Source organism: Mucilaginibacter calamicampi (assembly GCF_042676765.1).
Classification (GTDB): domain Bacteria; phylum Bacteroidota; class Bacteroidia; order Sphingobacteriales; family Sphingobacteriaceae; genus Mucilaginibacter; species Mucilaginibacter calamicampi.
Genome location: NZ_JBHTHU010000001.1, coordinates 541,278 through 563,185, shown reverse-complemented (window position 1 = coordinate 563,185; position 21,908 = coordinate 541,278). Strand labels below are relative to the sequence as shown.

The 21,908-nt window shown below is 42.6% G+C and carries 19 protein-coding genes; 12 read left to right on the top strand and 7 right to left on the bottom strand.

Features of this window, described 5'->3' with window-relative positions; genetic code table 11:
• Genes ACFQZS_RS02460 through rseP form a run of 3 tightly spaced genes read left to right on the top strand, consistent with a single transcriptional unit; the run spans position 1 to position 4,077 of the window.
• Positions 1-1,500 (top strand): GH3 auxin-responsive promoter family protein, encoded by a 1,500-nt coding sequence (locus tag ACFQZS_RS02460; RefSeq protein WP_377096962.1) that lies wholly within the window; start codon positions 1-3, stop codon positions 1,498-1,500.
• Positions 1,501-1,553: 53 nt separating this feature from the next.
• Positions 1,554-2,738: a 1-deoxy-D-xylulose-5-phosphate reductoisomerase gene (locus ACFQZS_RS02455; RefSeq protein WP_377096960.1), complete on the top strand. Its 1,185-nt coding sequence runs from the start codon at positions 1,554-1,556 to the stop codon at positions 2,736-2,738.
• Between the two features lie 13 nt (positions 2,739-2,751).
• A complete protein-coding gene (rseP, locus tag ACFQZS_RS02450) occupies positions 2,752-4,077 on the top strand; it encodes an RIP metalloprotease RseP (protein WP_377096959.1) in 1,326 nt (441 codons plus the stop codon).
• 77 nt (positions 4,078-4,154) lie between these two features.
• Here the strand turns inward: rseP and ACFQZS_RS02445 are convergent, their stop codons facing one another.
• The 6 genes from ACFQZS_RS02445 to ACFQZS_RS02420 form a co-directional block, all read right to left on the bottom strand.
• On the bottom strand, positions 4,155-4,703 hold the full coding sequence (locus ACFQZS_RS02445; RefSeq protein WP_377096957.1) for a DUF4199 domain-containing protein: 549 nt from the start codon (positions 4,701-4,703) through the stop codon (positions 4,155-4,157).
• Between the two features lie 17 nt (positions 4,704-4,720).
• Positions 4,721-5,389 carry a hypothetical protein gene (locus tag ACFQZS_RS02440; RefSeq protein WP_377096955.1) on the bottom strand — a complete coding sequence of 223 codons (669 nt, stop codon included), beginning with the start codon at positions 5,387-5,389 and terminating at the stop codon, positions 4,721-4,723.
• 7 nt (positions 5,390-5,396) lie between these two features.
• The gene (locus tag ACFQZS_RS02435; protein ID WP_377096953.1) at positions 5,397-6,656 is read right to left on the bottom strand and encodes a dihydroorotase; all 1,260 of its coding nucleotides are present in this window, start codon (positions 6,654-6,656) and stop codon (positions 5,397-5,399) included.
• A gap of 9 nt (positions 6,657-6,665) precedes the next feature.
• The gene (locus ACFQZS_RS02430; RefSeq protein WP_377096951.1) at positions 6,666-8,741 is read right to left on the bottom strand and encodes a BatA domain-containing protein; all 2,076 of its coding nucleotides are present in this window, start codon (positions 8,739-8,741) and stop codon (positions 6,666-6,668) included.
• A 115-nt stretch (positions 8,742-8,856) separates the two neighbouring features.
• The gene (locus ACFQZS_RS02425; RefSeq protein ID WP_377096950.1) at positions 8,857-9,558 is read right to left on the bottom strand and encodes a hypothetical protein; all 702 of its coding nucleotides are present in this window, start codon (positions 9,556-9,558) and stop codon (positions 8,857-8,859) included.
• Positions 9,559-9,564: 6 nt separating this feature from the next.
• Positions 9,565-11,883: a family 20 glycosylhydrolase gene (locus ACFQZS_RS02420; RefSeq protein ID WP_377096948.1), complete on the bottom strand. Its 2,319-nt coding sequence runs from the start codon at positions 11,881-11,883 to the stop codon at positions 9,565-9,567.
• A gap of 191 nt (positions 11,884-12,074) precedes the next feature.
• Here ACFQZS_RS02420 and ACFQZS_RS02415 point away from each other — a divergent pair, with 191 nt between their 5' ends.
• The 6 genes from ACFQZS_RS02415 to ACFQZS_RS02390 are packed head-to-tail and all read left to right on the top strand — an operon-like array spanning position 12,075 to position 16,989.
• A complete protein-coding gene (locus tag ACFQZS_RS02415; protein ID WP_377096946.1) occupies positions 12,075-12,962 on the top strand; it encodes a MerR family transcriptional regulator in 888 nt (295 codons plus the stop codon).
• Positions 12,962-14,458: a phytoene desaturase family protein gene (locus ACFQZS_RS02410; protein WP_377096944.1), complete on the top strand. Its 1,497-nt coding sequence runs from the start codon at positions 12,962-12,964 to the stop codon at positions 14,456-14,458. The genes ACFQZS_RS02415 and ACFQZS_RS02410 overlap by 1 nt, the downstream gene beginning before the upstream one ends.
• Before the next feature lie 4 nt (positions 14,459-14,462).
• Complete coding sequence (locus tag ACFQZS_RS02405; protein WP_377096943.1) at positions 14,463-15,299, top strand: phytoene/squalene synthase family protein; 837 nt, start codon at positions 14,463-14,465, stop codon at positions 15,297-15,299.
• A gap of 31 nt (positions 15,300-15,330) precedes the next feature.
• Positions 15,331-15,822 (top strand): isopentenyl-diphosphate Delta-isomerase, encoded by a 492-nt coding sequence (gene idi, locus ACFQZS_RS02400; protein WP_377096941.1) that lies wholly within the window; start codon positions 15,331-15,333, stop codon positions 15,820-15,822.
• 13 nt (positions 15,823-15,835) lie between these two features.
• On the top strand, positions 15,836-16,300 hold the full coding sequence (locus ACFQZS_RS02395) for a beta-carotene hydroxylase (RefSeq protein WP_377096940.1): 465 nt from the start codon (positions 15,836-15,838) through the stop codon (positions 16,298-16,300).
• A complete protein-coding gene (locus ACFQZS_RS02390) occupies positions 16,300-16,989 on the top strand; it encodes a lycopene cyclase domain-containing protein (protein WP_377096939.1) in 690 nt (229 codons plus the stop codon). The genes ACFQZS_RS02395 and ACFQZS_RS02390 overlap by 1 nt, the downstream gene beginning before the upstream one ends.
• Before the next feature lie 69 nt (positions 16,990-17,058).
• Here the strand turns inward: ACFQZS_RS02390 and trxB are convergent, their stop codons facing one another.
• Positions 17,059-18,015, bottom strand: a complete 957-nt coding sequence (trxB, locus tag ACFQZS_RS02385; protein WP_377096937.1) for a thioredoxin-disulfide reductase — start codon at positions 18,013-18,015, stop codon at positions 17,059-17,061.
• Positions 18,016-18,464: 449 nt separating this feature from the next.
• Between trxB and ACFQZS_RS02380 the strand changes: the two genes are divergently transcribed.
• Genes ACFQZS_RS02380 through aroA form a run of 3 tightly spaced genes read left to right on the top strand, consistent with a single transcriptional unit; the run spans position 18,465 to position 21,823 of the window.
• Complete coding sequence (locus ACFQZS_RS02380) at positions 18,465-19,376, top strand: prephenate dehydratase (RefSeq protein ID WP_377096935.1); 912 nt, start codon at positions 18,465-18,467, stop codon at positions 19,374-19,376.
• Between the two features lie 36 nt (positions 19,377-19,412).
• Positions 19,413-20,540: a chorismate mutase gene (locus tag ACFQZS_RS02375; RefSeq protein WP_377096933.1), complete on the top strand. Its 1,128-nt coding sequence runs from the start codon at positions 19,413-19,415 to the stop codon at positions 20,538-20,540.
• Positions 20,541-20,542: 2 nt separating this feature from the next.
• Positions 20,543-21,823 (top strand): 3-phosphoshikimate 1-carboxyvinyltransferase, encoded by a 1,281-nt coding sequence (aroA, locus tag ACFQZS_RS02370; protein ID WP_377096932.1) that lies wholly within the window; start codon positions 20,543-20,545, stop codon positions 21,821-21,823.
• Positions 21,824-21,908 lie beyond the last annotated feature (85 nt).

Below are 21,908 nucleotides of genomic sequence, written 5' to 3'. Positions count from 1 at the left end.
ATGGGTTTAAAAGCCATATTAAGCAAAGTATTTGCGGCATGGGTAAACCGCGATATCAACAAAATACGCGGCAACGCCGTATTACTCCAACAGAAAACTTTTCATCAAATAATAGAACAGGCCAAACAAACCGCGTTTGGCCGTGCCCATCATTTTGACCAGATCAAAACTTATGATGATTTTAAGCGCCTTGTCCCCATTCGCGATTATGAAGAGCTTACCCCCTACATTAAGCGTGTAATTGATGGTGAAGAAAATGTGCTTTGGCCCGGCAAACCAGCCTATCTCACCAAAACATCAGGCACAACATCGGGCGTAAAATATATCCCCATAAGCAAAGAGAGCATGCCCGACCATATTAAGGCGGCACGTAACGCCTTACTAAGCTACATTCACGAGACCGGCAAATCTGACTTCGTAGATGGTAAAATGATCTTCCTGCAAGGCAGCCCTGAACTGGCAGAAAAGGCCGGAATTCCAACAGGCAGGCTATCAGGTATAGTAGCGCATCATGTTCCTGCTTACCTTCAAAAAAATCGGCTACCAAGTCATGATGTTAATTGTATTGATGATTGGGAGCAAAAGGTTGATGCGATTGTTGCGGAAACTTTGAAGGAAGACATGCGCCTCATATCGGGCATACCACCCTGGTGCCAAATGTATTTCGACAGACTTTCGGCTGCATCCGGCGGTAAAAAAATAAAAGACATCTTCCCTAACTTTAAATTATACGTTTACGGCGGCGTAAATTTTGAACCCTATCGCGCCCGCATACAGGAGAGTATTGGCTTCGCCATTGATACCATTGAAACCTATCCCGCCTCTGAGGGCTTTATAGCTTTTCAGGACTCACAAAAAGAGAAGGGGCTTTTACTACTTGTTGATTCAGGCATTTTCTACGAATTCATTCCTTCTGACGAGTATTTTAACGACACCCCTACCCGTATAAGTTTGGAAGATGTTGAACTGGATAAAAACTACGCGTTGATAATGAATACCAACGCAGGGCTTTGGGGCTACAGCATTGGCGATACCGTTAAATTCGTTTCTAAAAATCCGTACAGGATAATAGTAAGCGGCAGGATAAAACACTATATCTCTGCCTTTGGCGAACATGTTATTGGTGAAGAGGTAGAGCATGCTTTAATGACCGTTGCCAATAATGAGGGAATTGATATTGTTGAATTTACTGTGGCACCGCAGGTAAACCCGGGTGAAGGGCAACTACCCTATCACGAATGGCTTGTTGAATTCGGTGCCGAGCCACTGGATATGCCCGCATTTGCTGCAAAAGTTGACAAGGCGCTACAGGCAAAAAATATTTATTATTTTGACCTTATTGATGGCAATATTTTGCAACCTTTGATAATAAGACGCCTAAAAAAAGATGCATTTATTAACTTTATGCGATCGCAGGGCAAACTTGGCGGTCAAAATAAAGTTCCCCGTTTATCAAACGACAGAAAGATAGCAGAGGGGCTGCAGCAGTATATTGATTAATAATTTAAACCATGCTATTACGGGTTCTCGTGGTAATGCATTTATAATAGAAATTGAACAATCCTAAAAATATAGCCATTCTTGGCTCAACAGGCAGTATTGGTACGCAGGCGTTAGAAGTAATTGCAGAAAACCCCTCCTTGTTCAAGGCTTTCCTGTTGACGGCAAATAACAATGCTTATTTACTAATACAACAGGCGTTACAATTCAACCCGGAATATGTAGCTATATGCGATGACGCTAAGTATCTCGAAGTTAAACAAGCACTCGCCCATACTCCAATTAAGGTAATTGCAGGTATTAGTGCCATAATAGATGCCGTTACCCATCCGGATATTGATATAGTTTTAACCGCTATGGTTGGCTTTGCCGGTTTACAGCCCACAATCGCTGCAATTAAAGCAGGTAAAACCATCGCGTTAGCAAACAAGGAAACATTAGTTGTTGCAGGCGAATTAATTACCGACCTGGCTAAAAAGCATAATGTTAAAATATTACCGGTCGATTCAGAGCACTCTGCCATTTACCAGTGTTTGGTTGGCGAGGATAATAAGTCAATAGAAAAACTTATTCTTACTGCTTCCGGCGGGCCATTCAGGGGTAAAGACGCTGCTTTTTTGGCAACAGTTACACGTGAGCATGCCCTTAAACACCCCAACTGGGTAATGGGTGCCAAGATCACTATTGACTCCGCCACCCTGATGAATAAAGGGTTGGAAGTTATAGAAGCGAAATGGCTTTTTGATATCGATAATGATAAGATAGAAGTAATTGTTCACCCGCAGTCTATTGTTCATTCAATGGTTCAGTTTAATGATGGCTCTATAAAAGCGCAAATGGGTTTGCCCGATATGAAGTTACCCATTCAATACGCTTTGGCCTATCCTGCACGTTTACAGAATAATTTTAAGCGGTTTGATTTTACGGCATATCCAAACCTAAGCTTTGAAAAACCCGACACCGAAACCTTCCGTAACCTTGGCCTGGCATTTAAGGCGCTTAATGATGGCGGAAACATGCCGTGTATAATTAACGCGGCTAACGAAGTAGCTGTTGCAGGTTTTTTGAGCGATAAAATTGGTTTTTTAGAAATAAGCGATATAATTGAAGCGTGCATGAAACATATCGCATACCTTGATAGTCCAACGCTTGATGACTATTTGAATACTGACAAAGAAACACGCATATTTGCGCAAAATATAATACAGCATAAAACCGTTAAAGGTGCTGCAATTTGATATAAAATAACATATGGGTATAGTAATAATGGTTGGCCAGTTGATACTGGGGCTCTCGATTTTGGTGATACTGCACGAGCTTGGCCACTTTTTAGCCGCAAGGGCTTTTGGAATAAGGGTTGAAAAATTCTATTTGTTTTTTGACGCCTGGAATTTTAGTCTGTTTAAATTTACTTATAAAGATGTTGAATACGGTATAGGTTGGCTGCCTTTGGGTGGCTATGTTAAAATAGCCGGCATGATAGATGAATCTATGGATACCGAGCAAATGGCCGGCCCGCCACAGCCCTGGGAATTTCGCTCAAAACCGGCATGGCAGCGCCTTATTGTTATGTTGGGTGGTATAATTGTTAACGTGGTATTAGGCATTTTCATTTTTTGGATGATAACTGCTAAAGTGGGCGAAACTTACATTCCGAATAACAGCGTTACCAACGGAATTTCACCGGGTATTATAGGCGAAAAAATAGGACTTAAAGCCGGTGATAAAATTATAGCAGTTAATGGCAAACCGGTAGAGCGTTTTCAGGAACTTATCAGCTCAAAGGTTTTGCTTGATCATAGTGTTTTAACTGTAGAACGAGACAATAAAACATTCGAGCTTAAGGTTCCATCTAACACTATAGGCTATTTGGCAGACTATGGAATTGAGCAATTCATAAGGCCCCGTACAACCTTCACGGTTGATTCTGTTACACCCAACAGCGGAGCTGCAAAAGCCGGTTTATTGAAAGGCGACAGCATAATTGCTATCAACAATACGCAGATCAAATTTTACGATGAACTGCAGGCTACCCTTAAACAAAACAAGGGCAAAGCTGTATATCTTACCGTTTTACGCGCAGACTCCGCAAGGCATTTAACCGCGCAGATAAGCGCAGAGGGTACTATTGGCTTTTATGCTGATTTCAATTTGCCGGCTGATGTTACGGTAAAATACGGAGTAATTGGATCGTTACCGGTTGGTGCATCAAAAGCCTGGGGCACTTTTACAGACAATATTAAAGGCCTTTCAAAAGTATTTTCGGGCGATGTTAAATTTAACAAAGCAGTTGTTGGCCCTGTGGGCATTGCCAATATGTTTGGTACAACTTTAGATTGGATGCATTTCTGGAGCCTGGTAGGCTTCCTTTCTATGGTACTTGCCTTTACCAACCTGTTGCCTATCCCGGCATTGGATGGTGGTCATGCAGTGTTCCTGATAATTGAAATGATAAAAGGAAAACCACTAAGCGACAAATTTTTAGAACGCGCTCAGATCGTTGGATTTGTTTTGTTGATCTCGCTAATGGTATTTGTATTCGGCAATGATATTGTGAAACAGGTTTTGAAAAAGTGATTTAAACAAAGTTTCTTATAACAAAAAAAGGCCTCCCGAATATACGGAAGGCCTTTTTTTGTTATGCAACTTAATTCTTATTCCGGATCAACAGCGCTTTCGGCAATATCAAGTGGAGAACGCTCTTTCTTGAGTATTGCTGCGGTTATAAGGCTTACAATTGCTCCCATGATAGCCGAACCCACCGCCACGCCGAATGCAGAAAGTAAAGGGCCCCAGCTGCGCATAATATCCATGGTCTTTTCTATTTGAGAGCTTGGCGCATTCTGTTCTTCCATTGATGTTTGCGTTATCTCAAGGATCTTATCATATGCTTCAGGGTTTAATATCGAATAATACAGATAGATAAATACGGCAGTTAACAAACCTGTAAAAACGGCATATCTAAAACCTGTAGAAAAAGCCTGACCAAACGTAATGAAACCACCAAGTTGATCTTTGAATTCCTTTTGAGATAAAAACAAGTACGCTATAAAGAACACATATGATATGTATTGTATCGGCGACTTTACCGGCACATTCAAAAAATGCATTAAATAGGTAATAATTATAGCTGTTAATGCATTAATTAATGCCCATTTGGTTGCCACTTTAGTAGGATTGGGGGGTAATACTAATTGTTCCATATTTTATTTTTTAAGGTTTAAATAAACGACTGTAATATAGCGAATACCGGCATTGAAAACTCTTTTTCTTCAGCATTTTCCGCTATGGCTTCTTGTTCCGCTTTGTCCGCTTCAGGGTTTTGAAAAAAACACATCATCGCATAAAAAATCTCTTTAAGCTCAGAATCTTCGGGCAGTTTCCCGGCAACCTTTGCAATTTCTTTAAGCGGGCTTTCCATTAGTATCTGGTTAGCTATAACCGGTTCATATATCCGATATTCGTCCTGGAACTCATCTTCGTCAACCAGCAAGAATTCTTTCAGGTAATCCTCCAGTTCGGGCGCTATGTCTTCATCCGCGCACTCATTCAAGTATAGTAATAAATTAAGCAGCTCAGTACCTCTGTCAAGCGTTTCTTCTTCAATATCCTCCCACTCTTTACTATCCAGGTAATCTTCTTCCAGCTTTTTAACATCGGCGCTAAAAAAGTTGATCATCAGCAGATCAAACAATATTTCGCGCAAACCTTCCAGTTTTGGATTATCGTCAACTGTTTTGTCCAGCGCATCTACCTTTGTTAAGAAGTCCATTTCTAATGAAAAAACCTCTTCTAATTGCCTGGTCAATTTACCTGCATCGGCATTTGCGTATTGAGTTAATGCCTGCATGGCAGCGTTAAGGGCCGAATTAACTTTAGGATCTATCATCGCTTTATTATTTATCAGATACGAACAATTGATTATTGTTACAGGTGAGCATTACGCTACCTTTTAAACTTTGGCCCAAATAAGGCGAATTGGATGAGGTGGAAAAATTATTGCCCCTGTTGTAGTGCCATTCTGCATTTTTATCAACCACAACAACATTTGCCGGTTTGCCTTCTGTTATAACCGGAACCTCAACACTTAATATATTCCGTGGGTTGACAGACAATTTCTGCACGATTGTTTCTAATGACAATCCCGCCTTTAAGGCGAGAGAAAAGGCCGTTTGCAGGCCTATCATGCCATATTCGGCCACCTCGAATTCAACATCTTTAAACTCTATCTCGTGTGGCGTATGCTGGCTTACAATGGCGTCAATAGTACCATCGTTTAAGCCCTTTATAAGCGCCTTCAGATCTGCCGAGGTACGTAGGGGTGGTTTTACCTTATAAAGGCTGTTAAAGCCCATTAAAGCCTGGTCTGATAGCACAAGGTGATGCGCGGCTACATCGCATGTTACCTTGATCCCTTTTTTCTTAGCTTCTCTGATCAATTCAACAGACCGGGTTGTTGAGATGGTGCTGAAATGTATTTTTGAATCCGTGTACTCTGCCAGATAAAGGTCACGTGCTACAATAAGCTCTTCTGCCAGTGAAGGGATGCCTTTCATACCTAACAAAGTGCTAACCTCCCCTTCGTTAACTTTGGCCTTACCCGCTATCGCCGGATCTTCGGGATAAGAGAAAACCAGCGCTTCAAAACCCTTTGTATATAACAACGCGCGCTCCATAAGGCCGGCGTCACTAACGGGGCGTGTGCCGTCTGTAAAGGCCTTGGCGCCGCTTAGATACATATCATACATCTCGGCCAGATCTTTACCCTCCCGTTTATGTGATATGGTACCCAGTGGATACACGTCAACCAGATTGTTTTTAGCGCGGTTAGATAAATACTCTACTTCTGCCTTTGAATGGACCGGCGGATGCGTATTGGGCATTAAAGCTATGCCTGTAAAACCACCTGCTGCCGCTGCTTTGGTGCCAGATTGCAGTGTTTCTTTTGACTCAAGGCCCAATTCGCCAATGTTGCAGTTAAGATCAAAAAAGCCGGGTATTACATATTTACCCCTTGCATCAAAAACGTTGCCTTTGGCTTCAATTTCTTTGGCTATGGCTGTTATAGTTCCTTTTTCTATTAAAATATCGGCAACTTGTTGATTGAAGGGTGAGTTGGGGTCAACAACTGTAGCTGATTTGATAAGCAAATTCATTCGCGCTGTTTATGTGTGGACTGGTGTAGGCTCCTCGTCCCGCAAAAGCATCCGCTGATCCGTTTTATAGAACTTTATCAGCAGTATTTCCGCAGCCAGAAAAACCAATGCCAAAATTATACAAAGTTTCCATAATTGCGTGCCAAAATTTGATGTACCTATAACATCTTTTAACGACGCCTTTGTAGTTTGTATAACGCCCCGCGCTTCGGGTACAATATTATCCAGGTCTGCGGTACTGTAGTAGCTCATATCAGACTCCGCCCTGTTGTCATTAAAAGCCATAACGGCAACTGTGCTATCCTGCTTTTTCAGATCGTATAAACCGGTTTCCTCCAATTGATCGGATACATAAAGCAGTGTGCTTCCCTCCTGTTGCCGCACATCAGGAATAATACTTTTACCCGCTTTTGTCAGTTTTAACAATTGCTTTTCTGATGATTGTATAGGCAAGGTTTCTATAACATCGTCATGTCCCATGCTATAAAATAAGGGCTGCTCGCGTCCGCTTAATAATGCTATTCTGAACATTATCGGCACAAACAAAGCGTGGCGGGGCAAATTGCTGAATTCCTCCGCTAATGGTACTGCAGATACATAGACTTTCCCCGCACCGCTGTTATATCCCGCCCAGAAAGAATAACCGTTCTGCAATTGCATCACGTTTTCGCTTTGCATTTTTACTGCCGAATTAAGGTGATAATATTTTTTAACCAGCGGCAGATCGGGATTTTTAGGGAACGCCTCGAAAATGTCTTTAAAAACCGGGTTTTGTAAATTAAGCGATGTTACCTTAACATTCTCCGTTGCCATCTGCTCAGGGTAAGCCGCTCCTAAATTTTGCAGGAAAGAGCGGTTATTAACAAGGTCGGCGTCCGTAGCGGGAAATACAACGAGTGTTCCTCCCTTTTTAACATAGGTAGTTAGCTGCTGCGACAGGCCCGGTGAAACCATACGGACATCGCTTATGGCAATAAGCGGATAAGTACTTAATGAGGCATAATCTACATTGCCCTCAGGTACACGGCTCACCGCAAAGAAAGGATCAGAACCAAAAACTGCTTTTAAAAAGGGATTTGCAACGCCCCCATCTATTAGCAGCACCGGCATCTTCTCTTTAACATTAAAGCTGAGAAAGAAGCGGTTATCAAATGTAACAGGGTTATCCTGCATACTTATCTCGCCACGCTGCCATCCGGCTGTAAGGCCTGAAAAAGTGAGTGTATCCACTTGCGAAGAATGCGCGGGGATAGTGAAACCACCCAATGCTTTTTGTTCGCCGTTTATGCTCAATTTGAGCGGTATTTTCGTCGATGCTTCGTTTGCATAGTTATGCAGCTTAACTAACATCTTCTCCGTTTCACCGGGGCGATGGATAGCGCTAAGTAGCCAAACAGAATCAACCGCCACGTTAGCGGGCGTGCTGGCCTTTAATTGAACCAGGCTTATATGCAAGCTGGTATCGCTTTTTAAAGGTTTGGCGTCAGCTATGTTTTTTTGAAAATCGGACAGGATATATACAGAGCGCTCTGCCTCGGGCTGCATGTCCAAAAGGCTTTGCTGCCTGTAAATTATTTGCTGCAGTTTGTGGTTACGCGGACTGATCTTAACGGCATCAGCCTCGTCAAAAAACTCCGCGCGCGTAAGCAGGCGCTGATGTTTACCCTCGAAATCCTGTGTAAGCAGCTGAAAACGATCATTATTGGTATAAGCCGCGGCTATCTCCTTAGCCCTGCGTTTAGCTTCGTCAAGCAATGAACCTTCCCTGTTAAGGTTCTGCATGGAATACGAGTTATCAATAAAGATGCTTACTAACTGCCTCGGGCCAGCTATCTCCGCGTGTTTTCCGGGTAGATAAGGGCGGGCAAAAGCCAGCACCAAAAAAAATAATGCCAATAAACGCGATGCCAGAATAAGCCGCTCTTTTACATTGCGGCGTGATGACTGTTGCTCTTGTATGCTCTTTAAAAACTGTACATTACTGAAATAAACCTTTTGATACCTGCGAAAATTGAACAGATGCACTATTACAGGTATAGCAAGCGACGCTAACGCGAATAAAAAAGCAGGATATAAAAAATGCACAGGCTTAATGGGTTATATACAAATATGCAAAAAAGGCATTAGCATCAAAATATTTAAACCAATTGTAAAGAGAATATCACCAACACAAAAATCATTTCAACAAAGCCCCTAAACGCTATCTTCTCCGGCGTTTCTTTTTGGTGGTTTTTTTCTTTGTGCTTTCCTTTTTCTTTGGGGCGGCTTGCACCACCGGCTCTTCTTTCAATGTCGAATCTTTTACCAGCGTTTTGATATCAAACTCGTTGCCGCTTAAAGTATACTGTAGTTTAAACTTGCCGCCTGTTGGTTTCGCTTCGCTGCCATTGCCGGTATACGAAGGAAACTCGCGGATTAATTTGCCTTCCTGGATATAAAAATTGTCTTTCCCCCGGTAGTTAGCTTTGGAACTTTTAAGGCTTGGGAAATCAATTTTACGTGCCGAATTGTTATTGAACTCAAAGGCATAAATATTTACGCGTTTAGTTGTATCGGTACTTTTAGCTTGTATCAATATTTCCGGATTGCCGTCGGCATCCATATCTGTATTAAAAACTTCGGCTATTTTGCCATCCAGATCTCCGGTTGTGGTGTTGTATTTACGACCCGATGAATCAGAATGCAGGATGACAAAAGATCCTGTATCCGTTGAAGCTCTACCCCAACTCAATACATCATAATATTGCCCGGGCGATACCTCTACCAGCTTATGATACCTGAATGGGGCCATTACTGCCGGCGCGGTATTGACCGGCGCTTTAACTACCGGTTTTTCGGTGTTGTTACAAGCAGCAATAATTGCGCAAAGCGCGGGTATAAAAAAAATCGCGGTCTTTTTCATCTACATTTAATAAAAGAGTGATTCGGGCGATAACTCCCCTTTAGGTTTTCCCGGCATGGTCATAAATACCTGTATTTTTCCGGGTATACGTACATCAATATACTTTATAGTAATTTTATGAAAACCTTTTTGCAGCGGAACCGCCCCGCCTTTCTCTAACGGCGAATGCCTTCCGTCATTATCTACCACAGGCACATCATCAATATACAACATCGAGCCATCGTCAGATAGTGTTGAGAAGCCGTAAACGCCATCTTCATCTGCACGCAGGTAGCCGCTATAAATTACACCAAACGAGTTGGCAATTTTACGGAAGGGTAAAGTATTAAAGCTTTTAACCACCTGCAAAGTATCAAAAGGCGCGGTAGACAAGCTTAATTGACGCACGTTAGTAAAATCATTGCCGGGAAATAATTGATATAATAGTCCGGCCCTGTTGGCTGTATATTCAACCGGCGGAAATGGTGTTTTATTATAAACAACAGTTTTGGTGGCGTTGCTTCTTTTTCCACCCGGCGTTATAACCACGGTTTGCAACTCGCGGTACTGCGTTAGCGGAATACTCAGACTGATAGGCGCTTTGTATTCCAGGTCGGTTTCGTTTGGTGTGTAACCATCTATGGTATAATACACTTTAGCCCCTTTTACTGATGGTTTAAGCTGCGCGCTTAACTGGCTGCCAAACATGATGGTATCTTTGCCCCCAATAGCAGTTGGCACGCGATAGTTATAGTTATTTTTCTCTAAAATTGCCAGATGTTGCGGTATCCTTACCTCCATAAAATCGGTAAAGTTTTTATTAGCCAATGGCGTCCATGCAATTTCTGAGAGCGCCATAAACCGCGGCAGCAGCATATACTCTACCTTATTGGGAGTTGCAATATACTCGTTCCACAAGTTGGCTTGTACGCCTATAATATATTTCTGCTGATCTGGCGTAAGCTGCGCAGGTGTAGGATTGTAAGCGTAAGTTTTTTGTATGGGTGCATTACCACCAATACCCACGGGTTCTGTATTCAAATTTGTTCCTTGTGTATGATCAAGATAAAGCGCTTGATTGCTCGGAGCCATTATAACCTCATGATTTTGCTGCGCGGCAGCTATACCACCCGCTTCGCCGCGCCAGCTCATTATAGTAGCTTTAGGTGGAAGGCCACCCTCCAATATCTCATCCCAGCCTATAACCACACGCCCTTTTGAGTTAACAAACTCTTCCATGCGGCGCATAAAGTAGCTTTGAAGGCCTTTTTCATCTTTTAACTTTAGGCGTTTTATCAATTGCTGCGAAAACGTATTGGCTTTCCAATCGTCCTTGGCAACCTCATCGCCGCCTATATGTATGTACTTACCCGGAAATAGCGCCATTAACTCTGTCAGAATATCCTGCAAAAAAGTAAAGGTTGCCTCAGTGGGGCAAAACACATCATGTCTTTCGCTCCAGGTGCCCGATACCGTGTAGGTGTCGGGCGCATTGCAGCCAAACTCAGGATAGGCCGTCAGGGCAGCTTTAGAGTGGCCCGGCATATCAATTTCGGGAATGATATTTATATATTTTGCCGCAGCGTAACGCACCACATCGCGAATCTCTTCCTGAGTATAAAAGCCACCATAAGGCGTGCTATCAAATTGCTGGGGCTGGCGGTCGTGATAATTACCTATAAGCGTTTCGGCCCGTTTGCTGGCTATCTCGGTTAGCTTGGGATATTTCTTTATCTCAACCCGCCATCCCTGGTCGTCGCTTAAATGCCAATGGAAATTATTCAACTTATAGGTCGCCATCAGGTCTATATATTTCTTTACCGTCTCAACCGAGAAAAAGTGTCGCGACACGTCCAGCATAAAGCCGCGGTATTTAAAACGCGAAAAATCTTCTATCAGCGCACAGGGGATATTAATGGCAGCAGCGCGCTCAGTAGGAATAAGTTGTATAAGTGTTTGTATTCCATAAAACAAACCCGCCCCCTTACCAATTATGGTAATATTTTGCGGCGATATGCTTAGGCGGTAACCATCTGCAGGTAAAGTTTCAGAACCAATGCTTGTTAGCACTAAACTATTGGCATTGCTTTGCCCCGAATTTTGTTTGGGCTGAACGCGTAACGCTATTTTATTTTGCAGATAGTCTGCCAAAAACAAAACAGCTTTGTTATCAATACTATCGGCCAACAATGTGGTTTGGCCACTCAGCACAAAATTGCCCGCATTTTTTTTAACGGAAACAGGTGCCGGTATTATACCCATATTCGGGTCAGTATCTTGCGCTTTTAAAGCGGTTGTAAAAAAAACAGACAATATGCCAAGAAATAACCGGGCTCTTTTCAACATAAACAGGTTCATCAATAATTGAGTTGGTGAATTTAAAATTTTATTAAAACACTAGGGCACATACCCTGTAAAAATAATGCCACAAAGTTTCGTTGTTGCTTTCCGGCCCTTATCATTCCAAATAGTAGTAAAACAATTTGATCAATCAAAAGTTATTTGTCTAAATTTAGCAGGTAAATATTTAGACAAAAATGCAATATTCTATTTCCGATCTGGAGCAGCTATCGGGCATATCAGTGCATAACATAAGGATATGGGAGCGCAGGTATGGCGCTCTCAAACCATTACGCACTACCGGCAATACGCGTTTTTATGATGATGAGCAGTTAAGAAGACTGCTATGTATCTCGGGGCTTTATCATGCCGGGCACAAAATATCGCGTGCCTGCGGATTGAGTAACAGTGATATGGCTGATCTATTGCAGCAAGACATTGATAGGGAAGCCACTGCTCAAAACCGGCACGAGTTTTTCATATCGCAGATAATTAACAACAGTTTAGTATATAATGAACAGAAAATAAGTGCATTAATAGCCACATCTATCCAACAAAATGGCATGTTGGCTACTTACAAATCAGTTATTTACCCCACCCTTGTACGCATGGGTTTAATGTGGCTCAACGGCGGACTGTGCGCCTCTCAGGAACATTTCCTATCGCACATTATCAGGCAAAAAATTTATGCGGCTGTAGACAGTTGCACTGTAAATCAGCGTAACAATGCCCCGGGCTGGCTGCTTTTTTTGCCGGAGGATGAAGACCATGATATTGGGTTGCTATTGGCTAATTATTTACTTCGTGCAAATGGACAACGGGTTATTTATCTGGGGCCTAAGGTGCCTTTGTCATCTCTGGTAAATACATTGGAGGCTACTAAGCCGCAAAACCTGCTTTTTTTTATGACGCGGGTAAGGCCATTGGGAAATGCACAAGCTTATATCAACTCGTTATCGGCACAGATCCCTCATGCTAACATCTATTTATCAGGCAATACAAAAGTGCTGGGCGGATTAAGTTTTCCGGCCAACGTTAATTGGATAGCATCACCGGATGCATTGGAACAGGTTATAACAAATTGATGAGCAGCACTTCCACATTGCATAAACATGTTGCAGTTATTGGTTCAGGCTTTGCCGGACTGAGTGCAGCGGCGTATTTGGCAAAAGCCGGTTGCGAGGTAAGCGTTTATGAGAAGAACGAAACCATAGGCGGGCGGGCTCGTCAGTTCAAAACAGACAATGGCTACACCTTTGATATGGGGCCAAGCTGGTACTGGATGCCCGACGTATTCGATAGGTTTTTTGGGGATATGGGCTATAAACCTTCCGACTTTTATCAACTACAAGCCTTAGATCCGCAATACGCCATTGTTTTTGGTAAGGATGATGTATTTGAGGTACCCGCTAACCTGGAAGAATTGATCAACCTGTTTGATCAAACCGAGAAAGGCGGTGCAGCAGCTTTACGCTACTTTTTAAGCGAAGCTAAATACAAGTATAACATTGGTATTAATAAATTGGTTTATAAACCGGGCCTGTCCGTTACCGAGTTTGCCGATATGGATCTGGCGAAAGGATTGTTAAGGCTTCAGGTGTTCACATCGCTTAGCGCGCATGTAAAAAAGCATTTTAAAAACGCTAAACTCAGGGCGCTTATGGAGTTTCCGGCCCTGTTTTTAGGTGCAATGGCAGAGGACACCCCCGCGCTCTACAGTTTGATGAACTATGCCGGGCTTGCTCTGGGTACGTGGTATCCGGCAGGCGGTTTTGGCAGTGTTATATCTGCCATGAAAACTGTTGCCGAAAGGCAGGGCGTTAAGTTTTACACCAGCGCAAAAGTTAAGGGGTTTGATATCAAGGATAAAAAAATAAGCCAAATCCATACCAGCGTTGGTGATGATACCGTTGACGGCGTGATAGGCAGCGCCGACTACCATCACATAGACCAGCAACTGCTTGAGACGCAGTACCGCAACTACACGCCCGCATATTGGCAAAATAGAGTAATGGCCCCTTCTGCTCTTATTTTTTATCTTGGTGTTAAAAAAAAGATAGCCCGGCTTAAGCATCATAACCTGTTTTTTGATGAAGAACTTAAAACACATGCTCACGAGATCTACCGCGAACCACAATGGCCATCAAAGCCTTTATTTTATGTGTGCTGTACTTCAAAAACTGATAATACCGTAGCTCCCGCCGGCCACGAAAACATTTTTATACTGATGCCATTGGCTGTAGGTATTATTGACACGGAAGAACTACGGTCCCGGTATTTTGACCTCATTATAAAACGCCTGGAGGCCTATTGCGGCGAAAGCATCAGCCAAGATATTGATTACAAAAAGAGTTATTGCATTGCTGATTTTCAGGCAGACTACAACGCTTTTGGAGGTAACGCATATGGTTTGGCCAATACCTTGCGCCAAACCGCGCTGTTTAAACCGTCCATCCGCAATAAAAAAGTAGAGAACCTGTTTTTTGCCGGTCACCTTACCGTGCCGGGGCCGGGTGTTCCACCAGCTATTATTTCAGGCAATGTAGCGGCGCACCAATTATTAAAATATTTAAAAAGCTAAGCACATGAAGGAGAAATTTGATCAGTTATCGGCTGAGTGCAGCAAATTAACAACCAAGCGATATAGTACAAGCTTCTCGTTAGGCATCCGCTTTCTGGATAAGAAACTGCACGACCCTATTTATGCTATTTATGGCTTTGTAAGGCTTGCTGATGAGATAGTAGATAGTTTTCACGACTATGATAAACAACTTTTACTTGATCAGTTTAAAAAAGATTGTTTTGAGGCGATAGGCAATGGCATTAGTCTTAACCCTATCCTTAACTCGTTTCAGCAAACAGTGCGTGCGTATGGTATAGACCATCAATTAATTAATCAGTTTCTTTACAGCATGCAAATGGATCTTGGCATTCAAAATTATGACCAGGAGAAGTACAAAGAATATATATTGGGTTCGGCAGAGGTGGTGGGTTTAATGTGCCTTTATGTGTTTACAGGTGGCGATATGCAAACCTATAACGAGCTAAAACCACGGGCAATGAAACTGGGTGCAGCGTTTCAAAAGATCAATTTTTTGAGGGATATTGGCGCGGACTACCAGCAACTTAACAGATCGTATTTTCCCGGAGTTGACCTGGCCCAATTTACAGAAACGGATAAACGCAGGATAGAAATGGATATAGAAGCCGACCTATGCGAAGCATTAAAAGGTATTCGTGATTTGCCACGCTCCTCGCGCCGGGGGGTGTTCCTGGCCTATCGCTACTATCAGCAACTATTTGAAAAAATTAAGCTGGCCGGTGCTTGCAACGTCTTTTCTACGCGGTTCCGCATATCTAACCGGCGCAAAATTGCGTTATTATTTGATACAATGCTTAAGCATAAATTAAACTGGATATAAAAGAATTTTAACACCCCTTTAAAATGACTATATGGAAAGTGTGATTTTGGTGGACGACAAAGACCAAGAGTTAGGTGTGATGGAAAAAATGGAGGCCCATCGTAAGGGGATATTGCACCGGGCTATCTCTATTTTTGTGTTTAACACGCAGGGCGATTATTTGATACAACAACGGGCGTTTGAAAAATATCACTCGGCCGGAAAATGGAGCAACACCTGCTGTAGCCATCCGCGGCCCGGCGAAAAACTTTTAGATGCGGCTAACAGGCGGCTTAAAGAAGAAATGGGTATGGTGTGTGACCTGGCCTATTGGTTCAGTTTTACCTACCGGGCAGAATTAGATCACGGACTTGTAGAACATGAGTACGACCACGTGTTTATGGGCATAACAGACGAACTGCCCAACCCCGATGCAAGCGAAGTTGCTTCATTTAAATATATTAGCAGGGAAGCACTTGAGGACGACTTAGTCAAAAATCCGGAGCATTACAGTGAGTGGTTTAAAATATGTCTGAAGCATTAAAAATTAGTATACCATGCAGGTTGTTATATATATATTAATTGCAATAGGTTCTTTTTTGGGAATGGAAGGCGTGGCATGGCTGGCACATAAATACCTTATGCACGGTTTGCTTTGGAATTTACACGAGGATCATCACCATAAGGAACAATATGGATTTTTAGAGCATAACGATTTTTTCTTCCTGATTTTTGCCACGCCGGGGATTGCCTGTTTAGCGTTGGGTATTTATACCGAAGCCACATTTGCTTTGTATATAGGTATTGGCATTACCGCCTATGGTTTTTGCTATTTTATAGTACATGATATTTTTATTCATCAGCGCATAAAATGGTTTCGTAATACCAATAACTCTTACTTGCTGGGTATACGCCGGGCGCATAAAATGCACCATAAACATTTAGGTAAAGAGCATGGAGAGTGCTTTGGGATGCTTTGGGTACCGATGAAGTATTTTCGGGATAAAAAAACTGCTGCTTAATGATCAAATACACCTATCTGCTGATAGATCTGCTGAGTGTATTGGTGCCTTTGTTGGTATCGTTTCATCCGCGTAGCGGTCTTTACAAGTATTGGTATGCACTGCTCCCGGCTATAGTTATAACAAGCCTGTGCTATGTTATTTGGGATAGCTGTTTTACACACCTTGGCATTTGGGGTTTTAACAAAACTTACCTCACGGGGATTTACATTGGCAACTTACCACTGGAAGAGATATTTTTCTTTATCTGCATTCCTTACTCCTGCGTATTTACTTTTGATTGCCTTACAAGGGTTATTAAACCCACAATTTTAAAAGGCGCTCTCGTTTTTATTAACTATGGTTTGGTTACCGGTTTGATAATTTTAGCCGGTATTTTTCATAAGCAGTATTACACAGGATCGGCCTTTGTGTTAATGGCTGTTTTAATAATATTAGTTCATTACAAAAAGGTAAGCTGGCTTGGGCAGTTTTACGTTGTTTATGCCATCCTACTCATCCCCTTCCTGATTGTTAATGGTTTACTAACCGGGACAGGTTTATCTGCTCCTGTTGTTTGGTACAACCCCGAACACATTATGGGTCCGCGGATATTGACGATACCTGTTGAAGATGTGTTTTATGGAATGGGGCTGGTGCTTATTAATACCTGGCTTTACCAATGGTTACGCAATTTAAGCAAGGCCTGATTATCGTTAGTCGCCGCACAAAAAAGCCGCCCAAAGGCGGCTTCAATCTATTCTAAGTCTTCAATATTATTAAGCAGTTACAACGTGCTCTTTCGCCGCTAAATAACGCTCGGCATCGATCGCAGCCATACAGCCTGTACCGGCAGCAGTAACCGCCTGGCGGTAAATATGATCCTGGGCATCGCCGCAGCAAAACACGCCTTCAACATTAGTTTCGGTTGAACCGGGACGGGTTTTTATATAACCTGTTTCGTCCATGTGAATGTAATCCTTAAATATTTCTGTATTAGGCTGATGGCCGATAGCGACAAAGAAACCGGTTATATCCAATTGTCTTTCTTCGTTAGTTTTATTGTTTTTAACCCTTACGCCATTAACACTTTGTCCATCGCCTAATATCTCCTGGGTTTCTGTATTGTAAAGCAGTTCAATATTCTTGGTATTCAGTACGCGATGCACCATAGCTTTTGATGCCCGGAACTCATCTCTGCGAACTATCATGTAAACCTTACGGCACAATTTAGCTAAATAAGTAGCTTCCTCGGCAGCGGTATCGCCTGCTCCCACAATCGCCACATCCTGCCCTTTAAAGAAGAAACCATCGCAAACTGCACAGGCAGATACGCCGAAACCACTGTATTTCTGTTCAGAATCTAAACCCAACCATTTAGCCGAAGCCCCGGTTGATATAATAACGGTATCAGCAGTAATGGTTTTCACGTCGTCAACCACAACTTTATGCGGCAGGCTTGAGAAATCAACAGAGCTAACATAACCAAAACGAATCTCGGTACCTAAACGCTCTGCCTGCTTGCGGAAATCTTCCATCATTTCAGGCCCCATTATTCCGTGCGGATAACCGGGGAAGTTTTCTACATCGGTAGTTTGAGTTAGTTGGCCACCAGCAAGCATGCCGGTGTACATAACCGGTTTCAAGTCGGCGCGAGACGCATATATTGCAGCAGTGTAACCTGCAGGACCAGAACCTATGATAAGGCACTTAACGTGTTCTATATTTTCAGACATCAGTTTTAAAAATTGCAAACAAAAGTAAGCTTTATTGCCGTGCTCAGCAATAGGCATTGGTCAGCTTATTGTTAGTTTGCTTGGTTAGTTAACAGTTTTAAGTTAATGGAAGTATAATCAAAATACGCGTCAGTAATTTCAGAATTAGAAAAAATGCCTACTGCAAATTTAAAACTACCTGCTTTATAAAACCGTGAAAGGCTACATTCGCCAAATAAAATTCTGTTTGGGAATCTTTTTTGTAAAAAATAAAAATTTTCTATTGACATATGGTTTTTTACCGTATATTCGCATCGTAATAAAAACAACAATGAAATTTAACAATGCATATTTTTATGGCTACTACTTTTACTTTACCAGTACGAGCCGGGACTAATATGCAAAACATATAACAAGAAATTGAAAAGTCCCGGCCCAGAAAGCCGGGATTTTTTGCTTTAAGCGCATTTATGAAAAAAGATAAACCAAGAGTAGCTATACAGGGAATACGGGCATCGTTCCATGAACAGGCTGCATTTGAATATTTTGGCGAAAACATTGAAACGATTGAGTGCGACTCGTTCAAGCAGACATTTGTTGCGCTGGAGAATAAACAAGCAGATTATATTGTTATGGCGATAGAGAATAGTATTGCCGGCAGCATTCTGCCTAATTACTCTCTGCTATTAGGCTATAACTTTCCGGTAGTTGGCGAAGTTTACTTACCTATCCAGTTGCATTTAATGGCTTTGCCGGGTGTAGCTTTTGATCAAATTAAGTACGTCACATCGCACCCAATGGCTATACGCCAGTGTAATGAGTTTTTGGACGAATACCCGCAACTAAAAATTGTAGAAAGCAGTGATACGGCTGCCTGCGCCAAACGCATCCGCGATGAGCAGCTTACAGATACCGTTGCTATTGCCAATGTACTTGCAGCCAGATTATATGGATTGGATATTATTGAGCGTAGAATAGAATCAAACAAAAAAAATTATACCCGTTTTCTGATATTGACTACGCACGATAACGTAGCTAAACAAACACCTAATAAGGCTTCGTTATGCTTCCAGGTAAGTAACCAGGTGGGCGCGTTGGCCAAAGTGCTTAATATTTTTGCCGATCAGGGTGTTAACATGAGTAAAATTCAGTCAATGCCGGTACTTGGTAAGCGCCACGAGTATAACTTTTATGTTGATGTAGAATGGGAAGACAGCAAACAGTATGATGCCGCTGTTAAACAAGTGCTTAAATACACCCACAACTTTAACATTCTGGGCGAATATCTTCGCTATGAAGAAGAAGGCGAAAAAGCTGTTACCACAGCAAAAGCCGAAAAACCCGCACGCAAGTATATAAGTATAAAAAAACTAGATAAATAAAACAGATTTACAGACATTCGCAACCAAATTAAAACGATGAAACTTAATTTAAACATACAGCCGCTAAGCTCTTGGATAACTGCCGTTAATGAACCTTTTTTAATTGCAGGCCCATGCAGCGCCGAAACAGAAGATCAATTAGTGGCGACTGCCCACTTATTAAAAAACACCGGTAAAGTAACTGCTTTACGTGCAGGTATCTGGAAACCACGTACCCGCCCCGGCGAGTTTGAAGGCATTGGCAGCATTGGCCTGGAGTGGTTAAAACGCGCCAAGGCAGAAACCGGCTTACCAGCCGCTGTTGAAGTTGCTACCGCTAAACACGTTGAAGAAGCTTTAGCCGCTGGTGTTGATATTTTATGGGTGGGCGCACGCTCAACCGCTAACCCTTTTACTGTACAGGAAATTGCCGACGCTTTAAAAGGTGTTGATATACCGGTATTGGTTAAAAACCCGGTAAACCCTGATATTTCTTTATGGATTGGCGCTATTGAGCGTATCAATAACGCGGGTATCACCAAATTAGCAGCTATTCACCGCGGCTTTTCATCATACGAAAAATCAGCTTTCCGTAATGAGCCAATGTGGGATATCGCTATCCATTTAAAAACTTTGGCTCCGCATTTACCAATTATCTGCGACCCAAGCCATATCACCGGTAACCGTGATCTGATTGGTTACGTATCGCAAAAAGCGCTTGACCTGGATATGCAAGGTTTAATTATCGAATCGCACATTGACCCAAGCGTGGCCTGGACAGATGCTAAACAACAGGTTACTCCGGCTGCTTTGGCTGATCTGATAGATCGTTTGGTATTGCGTAAACCGGAAGTGGGTGATGCTGTTGTTAAAGATAAATTGCATGATCTGCGCGGTGCTATTGACAAGATAGACGACCTGTTGATCCAAAAAATTGCCGAGCGTATGAAAATTGCTGAAGAAATAGGCACTTACAAACGTGATAACAACATTACCATTTTACAGGTAAACCGTTGGGACGAGATCTTACAAAAGGCTATCAGCTACGGTAAGGCTTTGAAATTAAGCGAAGAGTTTACTGAGAAGTTTTTAGAGTTGGTACACAACGAGTCTATCCGCAGGCAAACAGAGATCATGAATAAAGATCAGGCAGGTCAACAAGCTGAGAAACTTACACACGCCTAATAATGAGTGCTAATATTCTGCTCTCTAAGCCGGGCAAAACCGCCAACGGCACCGTTAACCTTACCGGCTCAAAAAGCGAGTGCAACCGCGCGCTTGTTATTGAGGCGCTGAGCAATGGTAAAGTAAAGGTGCAAAACGTTTCGGATGCTGCGGACGCTGTGACGTTATCAAAAGTTCTAAGTTATAAGTTGCAAGTTGCAGGTGACACAGAAGAACCTACAACACACAACACACAACTTACAACTGTAAACATCGGTCCCGCAGGTACGGCTATGCGCTTCTTAACTGCCTATTATACCTTACAGCCCGAAGAAGTGATTTTAACAGGCAGCGCGCGTATGAAACAACGCCCCATAGGCATTTTGGTTGACGCGTTGCGCGAGTTGGGTGCAGAGATAGACTATGTAGAAAACGAGGGCTTTCCCCCTATCCATATCAAAGGCAACCTGGAGCAAAAAACCAATAGCGTAAGCATAAAGGGCAGCATCAGCAGTCAGTATATTACAGCGCTGTTGCTAATTGCTGCAAAACTACCTCAGGGTTTAGATCTGCATATTGACGGCGATCTAACATCGCGCCCTTATGTTGAAATGACCCTGGCCATGCTGGAGCAGGCCGGAATTAAACACAACTGGGAAGGGAATGTAATAAGCATTGCTCACCAGGAGTTTAAAGAAACTGCGCTACCGGTAGAGCCGGATTGGAGCGCGGCATCGTACTGGTTTTCCATAGCGGCTTTGGCTGACGAAGCGGAACTTTTTTTAACCGGATTAACGGCATACAGCCTTCAGGGTGACAGCGTTATTACCGAGATAATGGCCAACTTTGGTATCACCTCACAGTTTAAAGATGGTGGCGTTCTACTAAAAAAAGAGGCAAAACCTATCAGCAAAAAACTGTTCGATTTGAAAAAATGCCCTGACCTGGCGCAAACTGTCATCGTTGTTTGTGCCGCGTTGGGTCACGAAGCTACTTTTACCGGACTGGAAACCTTAAAAATAAAGGAGACCGACCGGGTGGCAGCTTTACAGAACGAACTGGCCAAAATGGGTGTTAAACTAATTGAGGATAATGAAACATACACACTGGATTGCGGCGGAAAATTCATTCCGGAGCGCATGTTCATTAAAACTTATGACGACCACCGTATGGCTATGGCCTTTGCGCCCTTAGCATTACTGATACCCGAACTGGAAATAGAAGACGCCCAAGTTGTTGAAAAATCATACCCGGCGTTCTGGACAGATCTGGAGAAGGTGGGATTTAAAGTGGAAGCCCCCTAACCCCCTAAAGGGGGAATTTTGGAGGAATCAAAATTTATTATTATCCTATCCCTAATAGGATTTCTATTTTATCGCTCCCCCTTTA